Origin of the sequence: Campylobacter concisus, assembly GCF_003048875.2 — a bacterium.
Classification (GTDB): domain Bacteria; phylum Campylobacterota; class Campylobacteria; order Campylobacterales; family Campylobacteraceae; genus Campylobacter_A; species Campylobacter_A concisus_AU.
Genome location: NZ_CP049264.1, coordinates 187343 through 206992, shown reverse-complemented (window position 1 = coordinate 206992; position 19650 = coordinate 187343). Strand labels below are relative to the sequence as shown.

General features: G+C 37.2%; 9 protein-coding genes and 6 tRNA genes. 1 reads left to right on the top strand and 14 read right to left on the bottom strand.

Going from position 1 to position 19650, the window contains the following annotated elements; all coding sequences use genetic code 11:
• From CVT07_RS01050 to CVT07_RS01040, 3 genes are read right to left on the bottom strand one after another with little or no spacing between them, the layout of a single operon-like run.
• Entirely contained in the window at positions 1–876 is an 876-nt protein-coding gene (locus CVT07_RS01050; RefSeq protein ID WP_159071290.1) for a hypothetical protein, read from the bottom strand.
• Complete coding sequence (locus CVT07_RS01045; protein WP_107935521.1) at positions 855–7253, bottom strand: hemagglutinin repeat-containing protein; 6399 nt, start codon at positions 7251–7253, stop codon at positions 855–857. Before CVT07_RS01045 ends, CVT07_RS01050 begins: the two co-directional genes overlap by 22 nt.
• Before the next feature lie 9 nt (positions 7254–7262).
• The gene (locus CVT07_RS01040; RefSeq protein WP_107935519.1) at positions 7263–9035 is read right to left on the bottom strand and encodes a ShlB/FhaC/HecB family hemolysin secretion/activation protein; all 1773 of its coding nucleotides are present in this window, start codon (positions 9033–9035) and stop codon (positions 7263–7265) included.
• A 444-nt stretch (positions 9036–9479) separates the two neighbouring features.
• Here CVT07_RS01040 and CVT07_RS01035 point away from each other — a divergent pair, with 444 nt between their 5' ends.
• Positions 9480–10232, top strand: a complete 753-nt coding sequence (locus tag CVT07_RS01035; protein WP_107935517.1) for a DUF4198 domain-containing protein — start codon at positions 9480–9482, stop codon at positions 10230–10232.
• 592 nt (positions 10233–10824) lie between these two features.
• Here CVT07_RS01035 and CVT07_RS01030 read toward each other — a convergent pair.
• The 11 genes from CVT07_RS01030 to nuoL form a co-directional block, all read right to left on the bottom strand.
• Positions 10825–10899, bottom strand: a tRNA-Glu gene (locus CVT07_RS01030).
• Between the two features lie 6 nt (positions 10900–10905).
• Positions 10906–10981 (bottom strand) — tRNA-Lys (locus CVT07_RS01025).
• 121 nt (positions 10982–11102) lie between these two features.
• Positions 11103–11179: transfer RNA gene (locus CVT07_RS01020), tRNA-Asp, on the bottom strand.
• A gap of 12 nt (positions 11180–11191) precedes the next feature.
• Positions 11192–11267, bottom strand: a tRNA-Val gene (locus CVT07_RS01015).
• Positions 11268–11283: 16 nt separating this feature from the next.
• Positions 11284–11359, bottom strand: a tRNA-Glu gene (locus tag CVT07_RS01010).
• Positions 11360–11373: 14 nt separating this feature from the next.
• Positions 11374–11449: transfer RNA gene (locus CVT07_RS01005), tRNA-Lys, on the bottom strand.
• 237 nt (positions 11450–11686) lie between these two features.
• The gene (locus CVT07_RS01000) at positions 11687–12415 is read right to left on the bottom strand and encodes a HEAT repeat domain-containing protein (protein WP_107937466.1); all 729 of its coding nucleotides are present in this window, start codon (positions 12413–12415) and stop codon (positions 11687–11689) included.
• 6 nt (positions 12416–12421) lie between these two features.
• On the bottom strand, positions 12422–14836 hold the full coding sequence (locus CVT07_RS00995) for a tetratricopeptide repeat protein (protein ID WP_196375742.1): 2415 nt from the start codon (positions 14834–14836) through the stop codon (positions 12422–12424).
• The gene (gene nuoN, locus CVT07_RS00990; RefSeq protein WP_004317979.1) at positions 14814–16304 is read right to left on the bottom strand and encodes an NADH-quinone oxidoreductase subunit NuoN; all 1491 of its coding nucleotides are present in this window, start codon (positions 16302–16304) and stop codon (positions 14814–14816) included. Before nuoN ends, CVT07_RS00995 begins: the two co-directional genes overlap by 23 nt.
• Positions 16301–17812 (bottom strand): NADH-quinone oxidoreductase subunit M, encoded by a 1512-nt coding sequence (locus CVT07_RS00985; RefSeq protein ID WP_103634535.1) that lies wholly within the window; start codon positions 17810–17812, stop codon positions 16301–16303. The genes nuoN and CVT07_RS00985 overlap by 4 nt, the downstream gene beginning before the upstream one ends.
• Positions 17812–19650 (bottom strand): NADH-quinone oxidoreductase subunit L, encoded by a 1839-nt coding sequence (gene nuoL / locus CVT07_RS00980; RefSeq protein WP_107937464.1) that lies wholly within the window; start codon positions 19648–19650, stop codon positions 17812–17814. The genes CVT07_RS00985 and nuoL overlap by 1 nt, the downstream gene beginning before the upstream one ends.

Genomic DNA, 19650 nt, shown 5'->3' with positions numbered 1-19650 from the left:
TTAACCTCTTATCTTTCTTTCTGTTTCATAGTATTTCTCATCAAAAAATTTTTTATTTTTACGTATCTCTTTCCAAAGATGTGATTTTTTGCAGATCTGATATTCTTTTTGGTACTTTGTACAGTCAAATTTATTTGGATCAAACCACTCATAGATTATTTCATCAAATTCATCCCTAGGGTTATATATTCTGTCAAAAAGCAAGCCCTCTTTTTTCATTCTTTGTCTATCCATATTTTTTAATTTTATCGATTTTAAAAATTCACTCATATCATTTTTAAATAGTATTGCCATATCTTCTGCTTTATAGTTTTTATGTTTAACTGGATCAAAAAATAATCTAAAAGTGCCTCCAATAACTAAAGTTGATACAGCACCACTAGTATCGTAATAAAGACAATCAATGCCATAGTTTGCAGAGCCAATTTGAGTTATTGAGCTTATCAAAAAATCTGCTTCACACTTTATGCCATCAATATATGTAAAGAATCCTTTTTCATAAGGTTGCCAACCCATTAAAATATCATAAATACTCCTATCAATGCTTTCTTCTCTATCTTTGCGAATTTCTAACTTACTTCGTGACATATTTCTTTCTTTATATCTGTAAGTATTGATCTGAAATTTTTCATTAAACATAGACGGCAAATTACGTTCAAAAACATTTCTGCCATTTTTTTCATCTAGAAAATAATACCAATCAATATCAGTAAAACTACTTGGAAGCACATAGGTAAAGCTTTCATTTTGAAAAGATGAAAGCATAATACCTGGCTTAAGGTGCTTTGTAGTTATATCTGGAATATCATGACAACCGGAAAAGAGCACAATAAAAGTTATAACAATAAGCTTTACTACTGGAAATTTACACCACATATAGCACCATCTTTTTCATAATCTTGACACACATAAGAACTGTGTGGTGAGCCATCCATAAATAATTTAGGAATATTTAACACATTTATACGATCTGTCATATCTGCTTTTTTATTCACATCTTTATTTCCACCAAGACCTTCTGCTACAAAATCGTCTTTGTTGGAAAATGTTCCCGCTATATCAATTTTAGCCGCTTCTAATACATCTCTCATTTTTTCTACATCTACTGGAGATCCAAAAGAAGAAACAGTATATGGATTGCCTTTACCTTTTTTCATTGAACTTTTAACTCCATCTAAATGCCTATAAAGTTCATTGTCTATGCCCCATTTAACACCATTATAGACTAATGTATTTAACTGAGAATGTGCTGCAAAATTTACAGCAAAAACTCTATTATCTTTTTTTCTTTTTTCTTCAGCAGCTTTTGTTACATCCGATATAAAACTACCAACTTGCTTCGCCATGTCACTTGTACCTATACTAAATTTATCCTGCGCTGCTTCAAGCAAATCAGAGAAAAATCCACGCGTTGGATTATATTTTATCGTTAATTCAATGGTATTTCCAGCAAGCCTTGTACCATCCTTTTTAATCTGACCAGTTTGCTCAAGTCCGTTCATAATAGCCTCCATTGGCGTATTCAAGATACCATTTCCAAAATTTTGATGTGTTATGGTATCCACATCTATTCCTAAAGGTTCTTTAGAGACATAAAGGTCTTTAAAATACGAAAGCTTTTTTAATTCCTCTCGCTTTTCTGGGCTAATGGTCTTGAAGTATTTACTATCCTCAAGCTTAACCATTTTATCTTTATATAGTTCATATTTTTCTGAGTTTTTACTAAAAACAGAAATAAGGTCACTTGCAATCTCTTTTCCACCGAAAGAACCAACAAGCTGCCCAAATAAACCTCCATTATTATAACTGGTTGGTATTATATCCAAAGCAACCATACTTCCATACACAAGAAGTTTTCCCATAATTGATACTATTTTATTCTTGCTATTTTCGTCTGGCATTTGCTCTGATAGTTTTTTTAATCCATAGTTAGCATCTACTATCTCTTTAGCTATATCCTTTTGCCCACTCTTTGTTAGCACCCTTAAATCCATACTACCATCCACATTTGAGCTTATGCTAGTATTTACTAGATCTTTTGTTAGTTTAGTAGTATCTCTATTTAGTCTTGTTAGATCATCAGAGTTCTCTTTATCAGCTATCTCTATGTTGCCACTACCTAGAGTTGCTAGGTTTTTAGATAAGCTGTAGCTTAAATTTCTATGGTTAGATAGATCTATTGATTTAAGACCTGTAAATTTATCTTCTTGATTGTTATTTGATCTGCTATCTTTATTGTTTTTATCTTCTAGGATATAGTTAGCTCCTATGCTAAAGTCTGTTCCTTTAGCATAGCTTGTATTTGATAGGTTCTCATAGCTTAGGGTATTTGTTTTTAAATTTAGGTTGTGGTTATCTATAAAGGTATTATCTTTATCATACTCTCCTGCTGCTAGTAGTGATCCTTTTAGATGAGTGTTTTTACCTACCTCTACGTTTAGCTCATTTGCTGTTATAGATGAGAGTACGGTTTGTTTGGTTATTGTATTTGAGCTTGATCTAGAGAAATTTGCATTGGTGCTAGTTGCTTTTGTGCTAGATGGATTAGCAAAGCTTGAGTTTGGTGATTTATCACTACTAAATCCTATGCCGACACCTACACTATATCCTCTTTCGTTATATGCGTATTTGTCTCTTACGCTCTCTAAGCTTAGGTTATTTCCTACTTTTAAATTTAATCTCTCATCAGCTCTTAAATTTGCTCCCTTGATAGTTGCGTCATTGGCTGTGTTTATATTTATATCTTTAGCTGAGTAAAGATGAGAGTTGTTGTTTTTTAGGCTCTCTGTGTCACTACTACTAGTAGAGTAGTTTAGGCCAGCACTTCCGCCGCCACCACCATACATAGTATATCTCATGGTTCCACCTATGCTTTTGTCTTTACTTTCTGATGTATAGGTGTTTTTGCTAGAGTTTATATTTAAGTTGTTTGTGTTTATATCTATTAGATTATTGGCACTTAAATTTGAACCAGTGATAGTTGTATCATTTGGAGTTTGTATCTTGATGTTATTTGCGCTTAAATTTGATGGATTAGAGATAACTTCATTTGAGTTTGATTTTGATTTGTGACCATTTACACTAGCTGCTACTCCTACACTAAAGCCAAATGTATACCAGTTAGATGCTGCCTTTGCAGCTGCTGCTACTTGAGCTACTAGAGCTAAGCTCTTAGCCTCTACGTTTGCCATAGCTAAAGCTATATTTGCCTTATAGTATCTCTCTTCGTCATTAACATTTTCAAGGATATCTGATAGATCTTCTATATCTGAGCCATCTATGCCAGGAGTTTTACTTTTATAAGCTTGTTTTAGCTCATGTAGTTTATCTTTTAGATCATCTCTAGTGTGTTTATAGCTATCATACTCTTTTTTTACCTTTTTAAGCTGCTTTATAGCTTCTATCAAAGCAAGACTAGCTGGAGCCACCTCTACGTATTCGTTTTGGGCAGTGATAGAAAGAGCTGCTTTTGCTTGTTTTAGTGTTTTAGATATATCAGTAGTGTCAGTGCTATTTAATATATCGATATTTGCATTTTTACTTATTAGATTTATATCTTCTTTAGCGATCAAATTTGATCCAGTGATACCTATCTCTTCGTTTGCATTTAAATTTATATTTTTATCTGAAACAAGGTTTGACGATATAGCTTTAGTTGATGCTACATCGGTGGTAGATTTTTCATACTCTGCGTCTGCTACTCTTGTCTTAGTGCTAGTATCGTACTTAAATTCTTTTATAGGTTTTGGTTTTTGATCATTTGCAAGATCTTTGGTGCTTGGTAGATTTATACCCTTGCTCTTAGATATCTCATAGCTACTATGCTCGTTTTCGGCATTTGATATCTCAATAGAATTTGCCTTTATATTAGTATCATCTTTACTTGACAAATTTGCAGTTATAGTAGCTTCATTTGCTTTTAGATTGAGCTCTTTGGCTGCAGATATATTTGAAAGCTTCGCTAGCGCATCAAGACTTCCCTTTTCGTTATATGTAGAGCGATAAATTTGAGTCAGAGTATCTCCAAACATTTGCTCAAACAAGTAGGTATTTGAACCAGTCCCAATAGGATCTATTGCAGAAGCTACCAGCATGCCTGGGTATGTCAATAATGAGATTATATTAATGTTTGAGCTCTTATGAACGCTTTTTTCTTTTATTTGCTCTTTAGCTGCTAATATAGACAAGTTATTACCAGCATTTAAATTTACATTTCTACCACCTTTAATATCTGAAGATATTATAGAGATGTCGTTGTTTGCATTTAAATTTATATCTCCTTGACTAGTGCTTAAAGATGAGCCTTGTAAGTTTGTCTTATCAAGAGAGTGCATATCAAGGGTAGATTTTAATCCACCAAATGACTTCTTAGAACTAGATCTTGCCTCATCATTTTTATAAGCTGTTGGGGCTAAGCCTATATTATTTGCATCTATGTTTATATCATTTTTAGCACTTAAATTTGAGCCAGTTACTATTGCATTGCCACCAGCCTTTAGACTGATATCACCTGCGTTTAAATTTGAGCTGATGACCTTTTGATTTATAGCCATTAGCTGTGACTCTTTTTTAGAGAAAAAGCCCTTTGACTTCTCTTTAGTCTCCGTGCTCTCGTTTGTATTAGCACCTACTACATATATATCATTTCCAGCTTCTATGTTTAGCTTGTTAGTGGCTCTTAAGTTGCTTGAGCTTATCTGCGTGTTTGACTTAGAGTTTAAATTTATATCTTTTGCGTCTAGGTTTGCGCTATTTAGTGTTTGGATGCTTTGTTTAAATTCTACGCCTTTTTCTTTTGCGCTATGGCTATAGGCAAACTCTTTGGCGTTTATATTAATATTATCTGCGCTTAAATTTATCTTATCAGCCTCTAAGCCTCCGCCAGCGATGTTTAAATTTTCTTTAGCGTTTAGGCTTAGGCTCTCGTCTGCTTTTAGATTTGAAGCCTTGCTAAACTGAGATGACTCTTTGTCTAAGCTTATATTATTTGCATTTACATTTATATTTTTGGCTGAAATTTCACTTGAGTTGATATTTGCTGCGTTCGCTTTTAAATTTAGATCTTTAGAGTTTAGCTCTAGGTGATTTAAGTTTAAATTTTGTGAGTTTAGATTGATATTATCAGCCACTACGCTGCCAGCTAGACTTATGTTGCCTTTGGCGTCTAGCTCTATGTTATTAGCCATAACCAGAGCTGAAGCTTTTACGTTTTTATCTTTTGCCTCATTTTTAAATTTACTTATACTCTCGTTTCTTGCTTCATATAAGCCATCAAGGATATTTGCTATGTAGGCTGAGCTTATACTATCAAGGCTGTAGTAATACCCTTGGTTTTTCACCCTTCTATTTAGGTTTTTGATGATTGGGCTATTAAATATTGGCTCAGAGAATTTATCCAGATCAACATTTGCTAGCTTTATATCGTCATTTAGTGCGTAGCTTGAAAAATCCTGTGTGCTTCCTACTATGTTATTACCAGCTGCAAAGACTGCTGGAAGGCCAACATCTGTATATGAGAAGTTAAATACAGCACCTTTGCCGCCTTTAGTTACCCATCTTTTTTTACCAAAAACTTTTCCTCTTTTACCTTTCCACTCTTGCTTTTTCCACTTAAATTCGTTAAAGCTGCTAACATCTCTTCTTAAATTTAACGCTACATTTGTTATATCTTTGCTATCAAGCACGAGGTCGTTGCCTGCGTAGATAAAGCTCTTATCATTTAGTAGCTCATCTGTTTTTAAATTTATATCATTGCTTGCTACTATGCTACCTGGGATGAAATTGGCTTTATCTTCTTCGTTTAAAATTTCTTTGTTTATAGAGTAGTAAATTCTCTTTAGCACCTCGCGGTCTTTTGCTTTGCTAGTATCAAGTACTACTTCGTTTTTGTCAATGTCTAGTCTTAGATTAGCAAATACCTTTGTCGATGTGCCATATAGATATGAGTCTTTGTGTAAATTTAGCGCATAAAGGGTGCTATCTTTACTTATAGCCTCTTTTAAAATTTCAGCATTTAGCTCCTGCTCGCTTAGCTCTTTGCCTAGTTTTTTAAATTTAGCCTCTATCTTTGCTTTTATCTCTTTTAAATTTACCTCTTCAAGTTTAAATCTATTCTCGCCACTTTGCTTTAGAGCTAAATTTTTAGCAAATGAGCTTTTCTCCACCCTAGCCTGCGAGCTTGAGTTATTTACCAGCTTTTTAGCCTCTACATTTATATCTTTAGCATAAATTTGGCTTGAAGTATTTACCAAAGTCTCTGCTTTTATGTTAAGGTTCTCTTTGGCTGCTATTAGCGCTTCATCTTTGTTTGTTATAGTCTTTGCCTCTATCTTAGCCTCTTTGTTAGAAGCGATAGCACCAGCATTAACTATGTCGCCATCAAGGCTTATCTCTATGTTGTTATTTGCTATTACTAGGCCATTATTATTTACACCTACACCATTACTTGTGCCAACTAGCTTTATCTTATTAGCATACATGCCGCCAAGCGCGCTACTATCTAGGCTAAAGCTGTTTTCTTGGTTTTTAGCTTTTACGTCGTTGTAAAGTCTATCTTTACTTGAAGTAACCGCCTTTTCACCGATGATGTTTAGCTCATTTGCGTGGATATTTGAGTTTAAATTTACAGCATTTGAGATCACATTAGTATAGTCACTGCTCTTATCATTTAGGCCGTCCCCTACGATGTCGATAGAGTTATTAGATATTAGCTCTATCTCTTTAGGACTTAGTTTATTGATATTGCCTGTTGTTAGTGTGAGTGAGGATGAGTTGATCATATTTAGACCATCTACGCTTATGCCATTTGGGTTTGCTATGACCACATCAGCTCTGCTACCTGCAACCTCTAAATTTCCTTTTAGAGATGATTTCTCAGCCGAATTTACTTTGTTAATAATAAGGCTTGCCTCTTTATTTAGCCTATAGTTTGCATCTATCTGACCAGCTATCTTTGTGTCTATATTTTTATTAGAGTTATTAAGGATAGTGCCAGTGGTTGGGGTATTAAACCTGCTATATTCATTTATAGATACGCCCTTACTATCAGGGTTTGTGATGTTTATGATTAGCGTCTCATTAGGAGCTTTTAATATATCAGGGCGGTTGCTAGCGCCTGGGTCAGCTATGATACTTGGCTCATTTGCAAGGGCGGGCATAGTGCCAAGTAGCAAAGAGAGACTTACGTAGAAATTTAAGCCTATGGTTAAAAGGCTAGGTTTTTGTGAATTTGAAATTTGGTTGTTCTTTAGCATATTTTATCCTTAAAATTCGTAGCTTATGATGAAATTTACATTTGTTGATTTAGTTTCGAAACTCTTTGGCTTATAAAGAGGTTTTGAGACAGATATGTCGTAGCTTAGGTTGTTGTAGGCTTTCATGCTGCCTCTTAGACCTATGGCGTATCCAGCAAGGGTGTTTTTATCCTTTATGCCACTGCTCGCTGCTCTTACCATGCCAGCGTCAAGCCCTGCATAGACAGAGTTGCTCTTATAGTAGTTATATGAGAGGGTATTTCTTACGCTTACTCCGTGGTTTCCAACAAGCGAACTCTCCCCGTCAAAGCCCCTAACACTGTGATATCCACCGATGCTAAATTTATCCTGCAAGCTTAGTTTATTTAGACCATATCTTGCGTTGATATTTAGATCATAGCTTAGTGGAAGTTCAAATTTATATTTGTAGTTTAGGTTTAAATTTATTAGAGCAAACCTAGATGTAGCCTCGCCGCTATCCTCCAAAGGATCAGGCTGTGATCTAAATATACCAGTGCCCTTTTTGTAAGCTAGCTTGGCGCTAAAAGCTTGGTTGTAAGAATTCCAGCTTGATTTTACGCCTACCTCATATCCAGCATTTCTTCTAGCTTGGTTATCTAGCTCGTAGTCCTCTAGGTAGTTTTTATTTTTTCTCTTAAATAGTTTTACATAAGCGCTATTTTTAAAATTTGAGTCCCTATAAAATGTATAAGCAAGGCTTAGTGAGTCGCTCTCGCTTCTACCTTTATATGTGTAGAGGTTATAGGCTGCGTTTATGATCTGGGCGTAGTCATATTTGCTCTTTTCGTATTCAAGCATGAAGTAGCCAAATGGGATACTAAAGCCGTAATAGTAGTTATTTGAAGCCCCGTGATCAGTGGCGCCATTAAATTTATTTGTAACCTCATACTTTTTAAATATATCTTTTCCGCGTGAGAAGCTAAAAATTTCGTTAAATCCAAGCAAATTTAGCGTGCTTAAATTTAGCATTCCTTGATATTTGCCACTTTGTTTTGAGCCAAGGTTATCAATGCTAATAGCAGCCTTTAGTGGAAAGCTATCAACTCTAGTGATCACTATGTTTGAAAAGCCAGCCCTATTTGAAGGCAAGAATTTAATGCTAACGTCATTTTTCGAGACGTTTTGCAGTGACTCAAGAGCCTGCTCGATATCTCTTATATTTGCCACTTTATTTTTATGAGAGTACTCACCAAATGCGCTAAATAAGCTCGCTCTATTTCTTTGGCTGTCAGTTTCATTTATGCTTATATCATCTATTAAGCCAAGATTTATCACAAACTCTAGCTTGGCATCTTTTAGGCTCTTTGTAACAAGGCTCGCACTTGAAGTGATATAGCCACTTTTTATTATCTCGTTGTTAAAAGAGTTTATGATTAGGTTGATAGAGTTTTTACCAAGACAGCTGCCTGATTTAAAATCAAGCTTATTTAAGCTAGCCTCTAAAATAGAGTTAAATTTAGAGTAGTTTTTGTTATAAGCTTCTCTTATTATAGCCTCATCGCCACCACTACTAGCGCTAAAGCTAGCTACTTCGTTCTCACTAAGAAGTGAAATTTTATCTATTTTAAAGCATGGAGTTTCGTTTAAATTTAGCTTACCTTCTGAAGTTGGTTTTTCGTTAAGCAAATTTATGTTGGAGCTTTCGTTAAAAGAGCTTGCCATATTCGCCCTAATCTCTTCGTTGTTTAACTCGTTTTTTAGATTAGTCTCATTAGCAAGTAGCGCAGCACACACCATGCTTAAAGATAAGAGAGTTCTCATCTTAACCTTCCTTGGAAATAACTATAAAGTTATATTTTCTAAAATAATTTAGTGACATTATAAAGGATATAATCTTAATCTAATATTAAAATATAATGAGAAAAAAGAATTTTTATACAAAATATTTCAAAAATGAAACTTTTTAGCTATCTAAATGGCAAAGGCAAATTTAATTTGGTTTATTCTCTTGTATGTAAAATTTAATTTTATATTGACAATGATTATTATTTTGATATAATTGCACTACTAATTTTATTTCGTAATTTCAGTGATTAAACTATTTTTATAGTCATGCTATTTTTATAAATTTGATAAAGTAAATTTGGTTTTGATTACTAAATTTTCTAAAAATTAGTAAAATTTAGATCTATAAAAATTTAACAATATTTTTGTGACATATATTAGAAAAAGAAAAATAGACATTTTAATCTGAAAGGATAGGTAATGAATAAGCATTTATTTGCACTTTTGGCTTTGGCAGCATTTAGCAGCCACTCTTTAGCTCACGAATTTTGGCTTTTTGGAAGCAGCAAGAACGTAACTAGCGTTGATATCGGCTACGCAGACGACTTCCCAACTGTTGAAAAGATACCAGATAATAGGATCGCCCTATTTGAAGCCCCATACGTTATAAATAAAAATGGCGAGAAACTGAGCCTAAAACAAAGTGGCGAAAACTACCACTACGAAAGAGCCAAACTAGAAGACGGCTCATACCTTATAGCTGGCGAGTATAAGCCTACGTTTTGGACAAAAGCAAGCGATGGCACATGGCACATGGGCAAAACCAAAGAGGACATCAAGGACGCCAAATACTGCAAAAAAGCGAGCATGAGCGCAAAAGGTGTAATAAATAAAAAAGCTAAGGACGACTCTGTAACAAAGCCTTCACAGCAGCGCTTAGAGATAGTCCCACTTGACAATCCAGCAAATTTCAAAGTGGGCGTGCCGTTTAAAGTAAAAATTCTATTTGAGGGCAAACCTTTAGAAAATGCTACACTTGATGGAACATTTGATGGATTTTTAAAAGAAAAAAGCGCATTTCACGGCAAAACTGAGCCAGATGGTACGATAGAAGTGCTTGCGCTTAAACCTGGAAAATGGCTACTACAAACAGTGCATAAAATGCCATTTGCTGACTCAAAAATTTGCGATGATGAGACGATCGCAGCAACACTTGCATTTGAGCTAAAATAGATTAAATTTAAAATTTATCAAAGGGCGTAGTCAAATGCGCCCTACTCTTTTACCTTATAAGTCAAATTTATCAAGATAAAAATCAGCAAATTTATCAAATTTATGTTGCGGCTAAATTTTAAAATTTATGTATTTCTAAAAGATTTAATAACTCAGCAGTCATGATTTCATCATTATTTATAATCTCTAAACTTTTATAAATTGTTGATCCGTTTTCGCCTAAAACCTTTTACAAAACTCAAGCACCTCGTTATTAAAACAAGTTTTTAGAGCTTCGGCAAAGAATTTTGAGATTTTGAATACAGTATTTCAATATAATTTCTGCTACCTAAATACCAAAACTACTTCACACATTAACAAGCAATCAAGAAAGTATCATAATCCATAGATGTAAAAATTTAATGATAACAATACACAATTCATTTTACTGTGAAAAAACGAGTGCCCCATTGCTTTCTATATGTGCAACTCTGGTAGTTTTTAACACAAAATTACCTTTCATAAAATAGAAAGAAATTTTAAACATTTTTTAGTCAAATTTATCGCACTAGCACTAAATTTTTCAAAATTTGAGTTAAATTTAGAAGAAAAATGGTGACCCATACGAGACTCGAACTCGTGTTACCAACGTGAGAGGCTGGTGTCCTAACCGCTAGACGAATGGGCCAAAAGATGGTGCCCCGTGTAGGTCTCGAACCTACGACCCCATCATTAAGAGTGATATGCTCTACCAACTGAGCTAACGAGGCAAGATTAAGTATCAATAACAAATCGTAAAGTGTTATCTTAGAACTTATAATCTTAAAATTTAATTTGACACTCAATAATGGGTGCTTTATGAGACGCAACCTTAACCTAAGGTTTAATAGATGGCGCAGCGGACGGGGCTCGAACCCGCGACCTCCGCCGTGACAGGGCGGCATTCTAACCAACTGAACTACCGCTGCACCTAAAAGTAATGGTGGTCGCTATAAGACTCGAACTTATGACATCCACCTTGTAAGGGTGGCGCTCTACCAACTGAGCTAAGCGACCTAAAATTTAAAATATCTGGCGACCCTTAGAGGATTTGAACCTCTGTTTCTACACAGAGAAAGTAGAGTCCTGAGCCACTAGACGAAAGGGTCATAAACCCAAAAAATGGTGTCCTGCGTTGGATTCGAACCAACGGCCCCCTCATTAAAAGTGAGATGCTCTACCGACTGAGCTAGCAAGACATGATTATTTAAAAAAGAATTGAGATTATACAAAAAACATTATTATATGTCAAGAAAAAATTAAATTTTAAATCAAATTAAAGCTATTTTGTCCGCTATTTCTAAGCGAAAAATATAAAATTTTATTTTTAAATCTTCTCAATTTAAAGCCAAAATTTCTTATAAATTTAAACCATTTTTACTTTATGATCCAACAAGCAAAACACAATCAAGCACCTAATCCGCTTAGTGGCAAATTTAATCCCTGCCTAAAAATCTTACAGCTGTTTTTCTAGCTTTTTCTATCTTTTCAGAGTCTTGATTTTGAGCTGCGCTAGAAGATATCCACTTTTTACCAAACAAAATTTGAGCCGCTTCTATCATAACTGCGCAGGCGTATGGCTCTTTTTCGCTAGAGATGCCTTGCAAAAATGCGGCTTTTGTTTTGTCTCGCAAGATATCTTGGCTGGCCCTATGAAACGACATCTGCATAAGGCTAGCTGCCGCCCATGCCCTGCAAAGGCTATCCTTACTTTCTAGCATCTCACTTATCAAAATTTCTATTTGCTCTAACGTGCCAACCCAGCCAAGCGCTATTATAAGCTTGCGGCGTAAGACATCATTTGTCTCCAAAAAAGAAGTTATTTGAGGGATAAGGCGGTCACAAAACGCGGTATAAAAGTCCCTATGCTTGGACTTAGAAAGGATTTGCGCTATAAGATAGATGGTTTCTATTTTTAGTTTTTGATCGCTCTTTTTGGCTAAGCGCTCAAACAAAAACTCCAGCCCAGCGCCTCCATGCCTATCAAAACTGCTTTCTAAATTTAGTTGCCTGCCCTCTTGCCACTCTTTGCAAATGAGCTCATAGTGATATGCTATCTCGTCACTTGCGCCTAAATTTGCGATAAATTTGATCCTTTTGCCGTCCTGAAAATTCTCTTTTTTAAGCTCTAGATACTCTTTTTCAAGATCGTTTAAATTTAGCACTAAATTTTACTTTATCATCTCAAGTTTGGCTTTGCAGGCATCTTTGTAAGCACTTGTGAAATTTGAGCCAACGCACTCGTTTAGATATGGTTTAGCTAGCTTATACTGCTTTTGTCTGATGTAAATTTCACTTGCCAAATTTAGAGCATGCAAGCGGTCCTCTGGCTCAAGCTTCATATTTAGTATAAATTTCGCCTCATCAAGCGCCTCGTCAAGATTATCTGTCTTTAGCGAAGCCTCCGAGTAGTCAAAATTTAGCTTTGGCGAAAAGGTATTTATCTTAGCCCTAGTTTGCAGCTCAAGCGCCTTTTTAGCGTAGGTTGCAGCGATAGCATAGTCGTTGCTCTTCATCGCATAGTCACTTATAGCTGCGTATGCCTCGATGATCTTAAAGTCCTGCCCTCTTAGCTGCTCGATCGCGCTAATCGTAGAGACTGCCTCAGTAAAGCGCTTTAGCGCAAGCAGCGAGTAAAATCTATCAAAAAGCGATGGCGTAGGATCCGAGTACTCGACCGCTGAGCCAAGCGAGAGCGCGTCATTTGCCGCAGTGATCGCATGCTCGTAGTCTTTATTTTTATATAAAATTTTGCTCAAATTTACCAGCCACTCGACTCTATCTTCTAAATTTTCATCCTTTGTGTGCGCCTTGGCAAGCTCTAGCGCATCGTTGTAACGTGCCGTTCTAAAGTAGCAGTTAAATAGCTTAAACTGTGGCAAAGAGACCTTGCTCACATCGTAGTTTTCGAGTAAATTTACAACCGCCGTGCAGTCATCTTTGATGAAAAACTCTTTTGTTAGCTCAAGCGCAGCCTCATTTACAAGCTCCATCGCCTGGCTTAAATTTTCATCTTTTGCGAGGTTGTTGTAAGCCAGTGCATCAGCAAATTTACGCTCTTTTAGATCAAGCTCAAGCTCGCTAATTAAAGCCTTTTGACTAATATTTGTGCCAGCATATTTTTCGATTAGATCTTTATATCTTGCGTGAAGTGCAGTGGCGTTTTTATCGTCCTCTTCAAAAAATAGCCCATCCTTTGCCTTAGCGACCTCATCGATATAATCGCCATATTTAAACTCTTTTTCGTACCTGTTTAGATACTCATACGCCCTTTTTTCATCTTTGGTTTTGGCTAAATTTAGCGCTAAATTTTTTAATGCTGCCTCGTAAAAATCCTTTGTCCTGTCACTATTATTTACCAAAATTTCATAAATTTTAGCAGCCACATCTGGCATATCTTTGCTAGCAAATGTATAGGCTAAATTCATCGATTTTGTCGGATCGTTCATGAAAAATTTTTCATTTGCATTTGCGATCTTTAGCACAAATTTCTTCGCCTCGTCAAATTTCTCTTTATCGATATTTGCATCCGCTAGACTTAGTGCTGCCCTACTTGCAAGGTCGATGTCGTTTGTAGAGTATAGCACCTTTTCATAGTCGCTTAGCGCCTCTTTTTGCCTGCCTATTTTATATAGGTAGTCAGCATAATCAAGCGTGGCAAGCTTTGTAAATTTAGACTCCGCGTGCTCTTCGCTTAGTATGTCAAGCATATATTTTGCATCACTTGCGATGCTATCTTTTAGGTAAGCTCTGGCGATGAGATATAGCACCTCAGAGTAGTTCTCATCAGATGGAAATTTCCTTATCCAGGCTCTGCCCTCGCTTACTATATCTTTTGGCTCAAGCCCCTCAAACTCGCTCTTTGTCTCAAAAATTTTATCAAGCGCTCTTAGTCTAAAAAGCAAAAACTCACTTGAGAAAAGACTGGCTGGGTGCCTTTTCATCGCTGTTTGCGTATCTTTTACCACGCTTTCATAAGCGCCCTTTTCATAAGCTCTTTTTATATTTATGTAGATGTCTATATCGTTGCTATCAAGCCCAGCGATAGGCGCTTTGTTAAGATCAAGCGCTCCGATGCTTGGACTTAGCATATCTCTAAAATCAGGCGAAAAATTTAGCCCAGATACTCTTTTGTTGTTTTCACTTAGCGAAGTGTCGATGATGATGCTAAAGTGCTTTGAGATGGTCGTCTTTGGCGTATCTTGCACGCTTGGACTGCTGTAAAGCTCGGTTTGAACATTTAGAAGTTTTGAGGGTGCTTTTGGCATGATGACGATGAAGAGTTTGCCGTCTTGCTTTTTATATTTTATATCCATTAAAGGCAGTGTCGTATCTTCGATCTTTGGCAAGATCCCATCATCGAGCATACAAACGTAGCGCTTTGTATCATAGGCTAAAATTTGCTCCACACATTCAAATTCTTTCTCGTCGCTTAGCTGAAGGACGCTATAAGGCTTATTTGCGTTTGCGCCGCTGTTTAGGCTAAGGCTAAAGGCGGATAGATAAAGCGGTAAAAATAAGATGGTTAAGAGCTTTTTCATGCCGCCATTATAGTTAAATTTTCTAAAATCCTGAAGCAAAGACAAAATGCTCGATAAATTCCAAAATCGCCCCAGAAAATAAAAAGGCAAAGACCGTGCCAGCAACGGCAACTCCAACGATCACTTTTAGCGCCATCGAGACGTTTGAGATGTAGATATTTTTATCTTTTACGATAGGCTCTTTTAAAAACATAAAGACGATGAGCTTTAGGTAGTAATAAATCGCAATGGCTGAGTTTATCATAATGATGAGGCTAAGCACGACGTAATCAGACTTTATGAGCGATGAGATAAGCACCATCTTGCCCCAAAATACGCTAAAAGGCGGTATGCCAGCAAGGGCGATCATAAAAATTCCCATTATCACGGCGTAACTTGGCAAAATTTTAATAAGCCCTGAAAATTTCTCATACGGATGTTTAAAGCGCTTGTCCCAGCATACGACGTCGTCGCACCTTGCGACCCAAAGCATAGAAAATGCGCCCAAATTTGCAAACAAAAACATGATCCAGTAGAAAAACAAGGCGACATTTGCCTCGTGAGAATTCGCTACAAGCGCGCAAAGCACGACACCAGCGTGAGCTATCGAGCTAAAAGCGAGCATCCTTTTTACGTCTTTTTGCACTAGCGCCATGATGTTTGCAAGGCTCATCGTAAGCACGGCGATGATGTAGAGCATATCTTTTATCCATGAAATTCCAGAGCCCTCAAGCATCGCAAAAATTCTTAACGCGACGATAAAGCCCGCAACCTTTGGCACGATCGACATATAGCCTGCTAGCGGGGCATTTGAGCCCTCATAAACGTCTGGTATCCATGTGTGAAATGGTATGAGCGAGAGCTTAAAGCCAATGGCTGATGCGATGAAAACGCAGCCAAGAAGGATTATTAAATTTTGATTTAGGCTAAGATCTTTTATAACAACGCCTATACGAGCGATGTCTATTGAGTTTGTTGCCAGATAAAACATCGCTATCGCCATCGCAAAAAAGCCAGCTGAGAGAGAACCCATCGCGAAGTATTTGATAGCAGCCTCGACGCTTTTTGCCTTGTTGTGAAGGGCGATTAGGGTATAGAGGCAAAGCGAGCTGATCTCAAGGCCTAAAAAGATGATTAGTAGGTTGTTTGAGCTCACCATAAACAAAAATCCAGCGATCATAAACAAAAATAGCGCGTAATACTCGTAAATTTTATACTCAAAATACTCTTTTGTGCTAAGTGCAAGAGGGATGAAAAGAGCTGAGGCGATTAAGATAATAATCTGCGAGATGATAGAAATTCCATCGACTAGGAGCATATCCCAAAAGCTTAGGCTAAGCCCGTTAAAATCAAGCGTAATGCCTAAATTTACAAATATAGCGATGATGCAAAATACGCAGTAGAAATTCCTCGAAAGATCCTTTTTTATCGCTCCAACTATGAGGATAAAAAGCGCAAAAACCATCATGCTTAGCATCGGTGAGAGCGATTGCAAAGAGATCTCGTTTAGGTCTAAAAAGGCTATTTCGTTCATAGTTTGCTCCCGCCGTTTAAAGATGAAATTTTATCCTTTGTGCCGCTATTTACAGCTCTAGTTTGCATTTTACTTATGATATTTTGTACGCTTGGCTCAAGCGGTTTTAGTATCAAATTTGGTGCGATACCAAGAATGATTATGAGCAAGCAAAGTGGCACAAGAGCGACTAACTCTTTAAAATTTAGATCTTTTAGACTTAAATTTTTCTCCTTGCACTCGCCAAAAAAGACCCTTTTATAAAGTACCAGCATATAAACAGCGCCCACGATGATGCTAAAGCCACCAAGTAGCGCAAAGAGCTTGTTTAGCTTAAATACGCCAATTAGGCTCAAAAACTCGCCCACAAAGCCGATCGTTAGTGGCAGGCCGATACTTGCAAGCGTTGCTATAAAAAATATAAGTGCATACTTTGGCATCACCTTAGCAAGGCCGCCAAATTCGCAAATTTCTTTTGTGTGAGCTCTCTCGTAGATGACACCAACTAACAAAAATAGCGCGCCACTTACGATGCCGTGGCTTATCATTAAAAATATCGAGCCGCCAAGGCCTATTAAATTTAGTGAAAAGATGCCAAGCATGATGACACCCATGTGTGAAATGGAGCTATAAGCGATCACTTGCTTCATATCGCTTTGTGCGTAGGCAACAAGGGCTGCGTAGATGATCATGATGATAGCTATGACGCAGACAAAGCCGCTTAAAAGTAGGCTCGCATCTGGAAAAAGTGGAAGTGAAAATCTCACAAAGCCATAAGTGCCCATCTTCAAAAGCACGCTAGCAAGCAGCACTGAGCCGATAGTCGGAGCCTGTCCGTGTGCGTAAGGTAGCCACGTGTGAAATGGAAATAGCGGAGTTTTGACGCCAAAAGCGAAGAAAAATGCTAAAAATAGCCAAATTTGAGCATTTTCTCCGATGCCAAGCTTGTACCAATCAAGCAGGTTAAAGCTAAATACGCCGCTTTTTTGGTAGCACAGATAGCCGATAAAGATGATCGCCACTAGCATAAAGACAGAGCCTAAAAATGTGTAGATGAAAAACTTAATCGCAGCGTAAATTCTATTTTTACTGCCAAATGCGCCGATGATGTAAAGAAGCGGTATGAGACTAAGCTCCCAAAAGCTGTAAAACAAGATCATATCAAGCGCGCTAAAGACGCCCATCATCGTGCTCTCTAAAAATAGCACGCTAATAACCAGGTGCTTTAAATTTCCATCGTCACTAAGTGCGGCGATAGAGATAAAGCTCATAAATGCGCTAAGGACTATAAGCACAAGTGAGATGGTGTCGATGCCGACAAAGTAGCTGATATTTAGGCTTGGTATGAGCGAGACTTGATGCGTCAAAACAAAGTCATAACCCTGAAAATCGACATTTACGCATATAAAAATAGCTAGTAAAAGCTCGATTAAAGCGATGCTTGCTCCATAAAATTTGATGCTTTTATTTTCTATCAAAAAGCCAAGTATTGCGCTTATTGCTGGGAAAAATATGATGACACTTAGCATTATTTGGCTCCGTTTAATAAAAATATAAAGCTTAAAAGCAAGGCAAATCCTGCGACCATAAATCTAAGCATGACGCTTAGATCGCCACTTTGCATTTTGTTTGCAAGATACGCAAATTTAGTAACCAAAAGTGCGACAAAATCGACACTTTTATCAACTATCATCTCGTCAAATTTCTTACAAATTTTAGAGATAAAAGCGTAGCCATTTATAAAAAATTTCTCATAAAATTTTGGTATAAAGTAGGCATTTTGCAAAATTTTATATAGCTTGCTCTCGCAAATGCTCTCTTTAAAAATTTCTTTTTTATAAGCAAAGACTGCAAAACCAGCACTTGCTAGCACTAGAGTAAGCGTTAAAACGAGTAAGAAAATTTCACTGCTGTGAGATAAATTTAGCTTAAAATCCCCAAGGCTAGCACCCAAAAACTCGCTAAAGTTACTCCAAAAAAAGCCGCTGATGACTGATAGAACGCCGAGCACACTCATGCCAACAAGCATGTAGTTTTTGGCTTCATGTGCGTGAGTATCGCTCTTTGGCTTTGCAAAAAAGACTAGCATGACAAGTCTAAAGCTATAAAATGCCGTAAGCACCGCGCCAAATAGCAAGACGGCCCACAAAATTTGATTTTCACTAAAGGCGACTTCTAAAATTTTATCTTTAGAAAAAAAGCCAGCAAATGGATAAAAGCCAGCCAGTGCGCAGCTTGCGATGATAGAAAGAAGTGCTGTTGGCTTCATAAATTTATAAAGTCCGCCCATTTTTTTGATATTTAGCTCGTCGTTCATCGCGTGCATGACGTTGCCAGCGCACAAAAAGAGCAAAGACTTGAAAAATGCGTGCGTGACAAGGTGAAAAAGTGCGATCTTGTAAGCGCCAAGACCAGCGGCTACAAACATATATCCAAGCTGCGAAAGCGTCGAGTAGGCGACTATCTTTTTAAGGTCGTTATGCACTAGCGCGATGCTAGCGGCAAATATCGCTACAAATGCGCCAAGGCAGGCTATAAAGTGCGAGACTTCAGGCACGTTTGCAAAGATAAAATTTGCGCGTATAACCAGATAAACGCCAGCTGTTACCATGGTCGCAGCGTGGATGAGCGCAGAAACCGGCGTTGGTCCCTCCATGGCGTTTGCAAGCCAAGTGTGAAATGGAAACTGTGCGCTTTTACCCATGGCGCCTATAAAAAGAAGTGTGGCGATGATGCCTAAATTTAGCCCAGAAAGGTCGCTTCTAGCGTTAAAAACCTCGCTAAATTTAAGCGAGCCAAAGCTATAAAATATATAAAAAATGCCAACAAGCATGGCTAGATCAGCTACTCTATTCATCACAAAGGCTTCGTTTGCAGCGACGTTTGCGCTAGGCCTTTTATACCAAAAGCCAATAAGTAGCCACGAGCAAAGACCAACGCCCTCCCAGCCGATAAATAGCCCTATGAAGTTATCACTTGAAACAAGGACGTTCATGCAAAAGACAAAGAGCCCAAGGTAGCTAAAAAAGCGGTTAAAGCTCGCGTCATCTCTCATGTAGCCAATGGAGTAGATATGCACGATGCTAGCAACCACTCCCACGGTGCTAAGCATCACAAGGCTAATCGCGTCAAGGTAGAAGCTAAAGCTAAGATCAAGCGAGCCTAAGCTTATAAACTCTTTTAGGGTTAAATTTAGTGGCTCATCTACGCTAAGACTAGCCGTTAGCATGAGTGAAGCTGTGGCGCTAACGATCATGAGAAGCGAGCAAAAAAGACCGATAAATAAATTCTTGCTGCTATGCGAAAAGATGCCAGCTATGATGAAGCTAAGAAGCGGGAAAAATAGCGAAATACAAAATAAAATCAT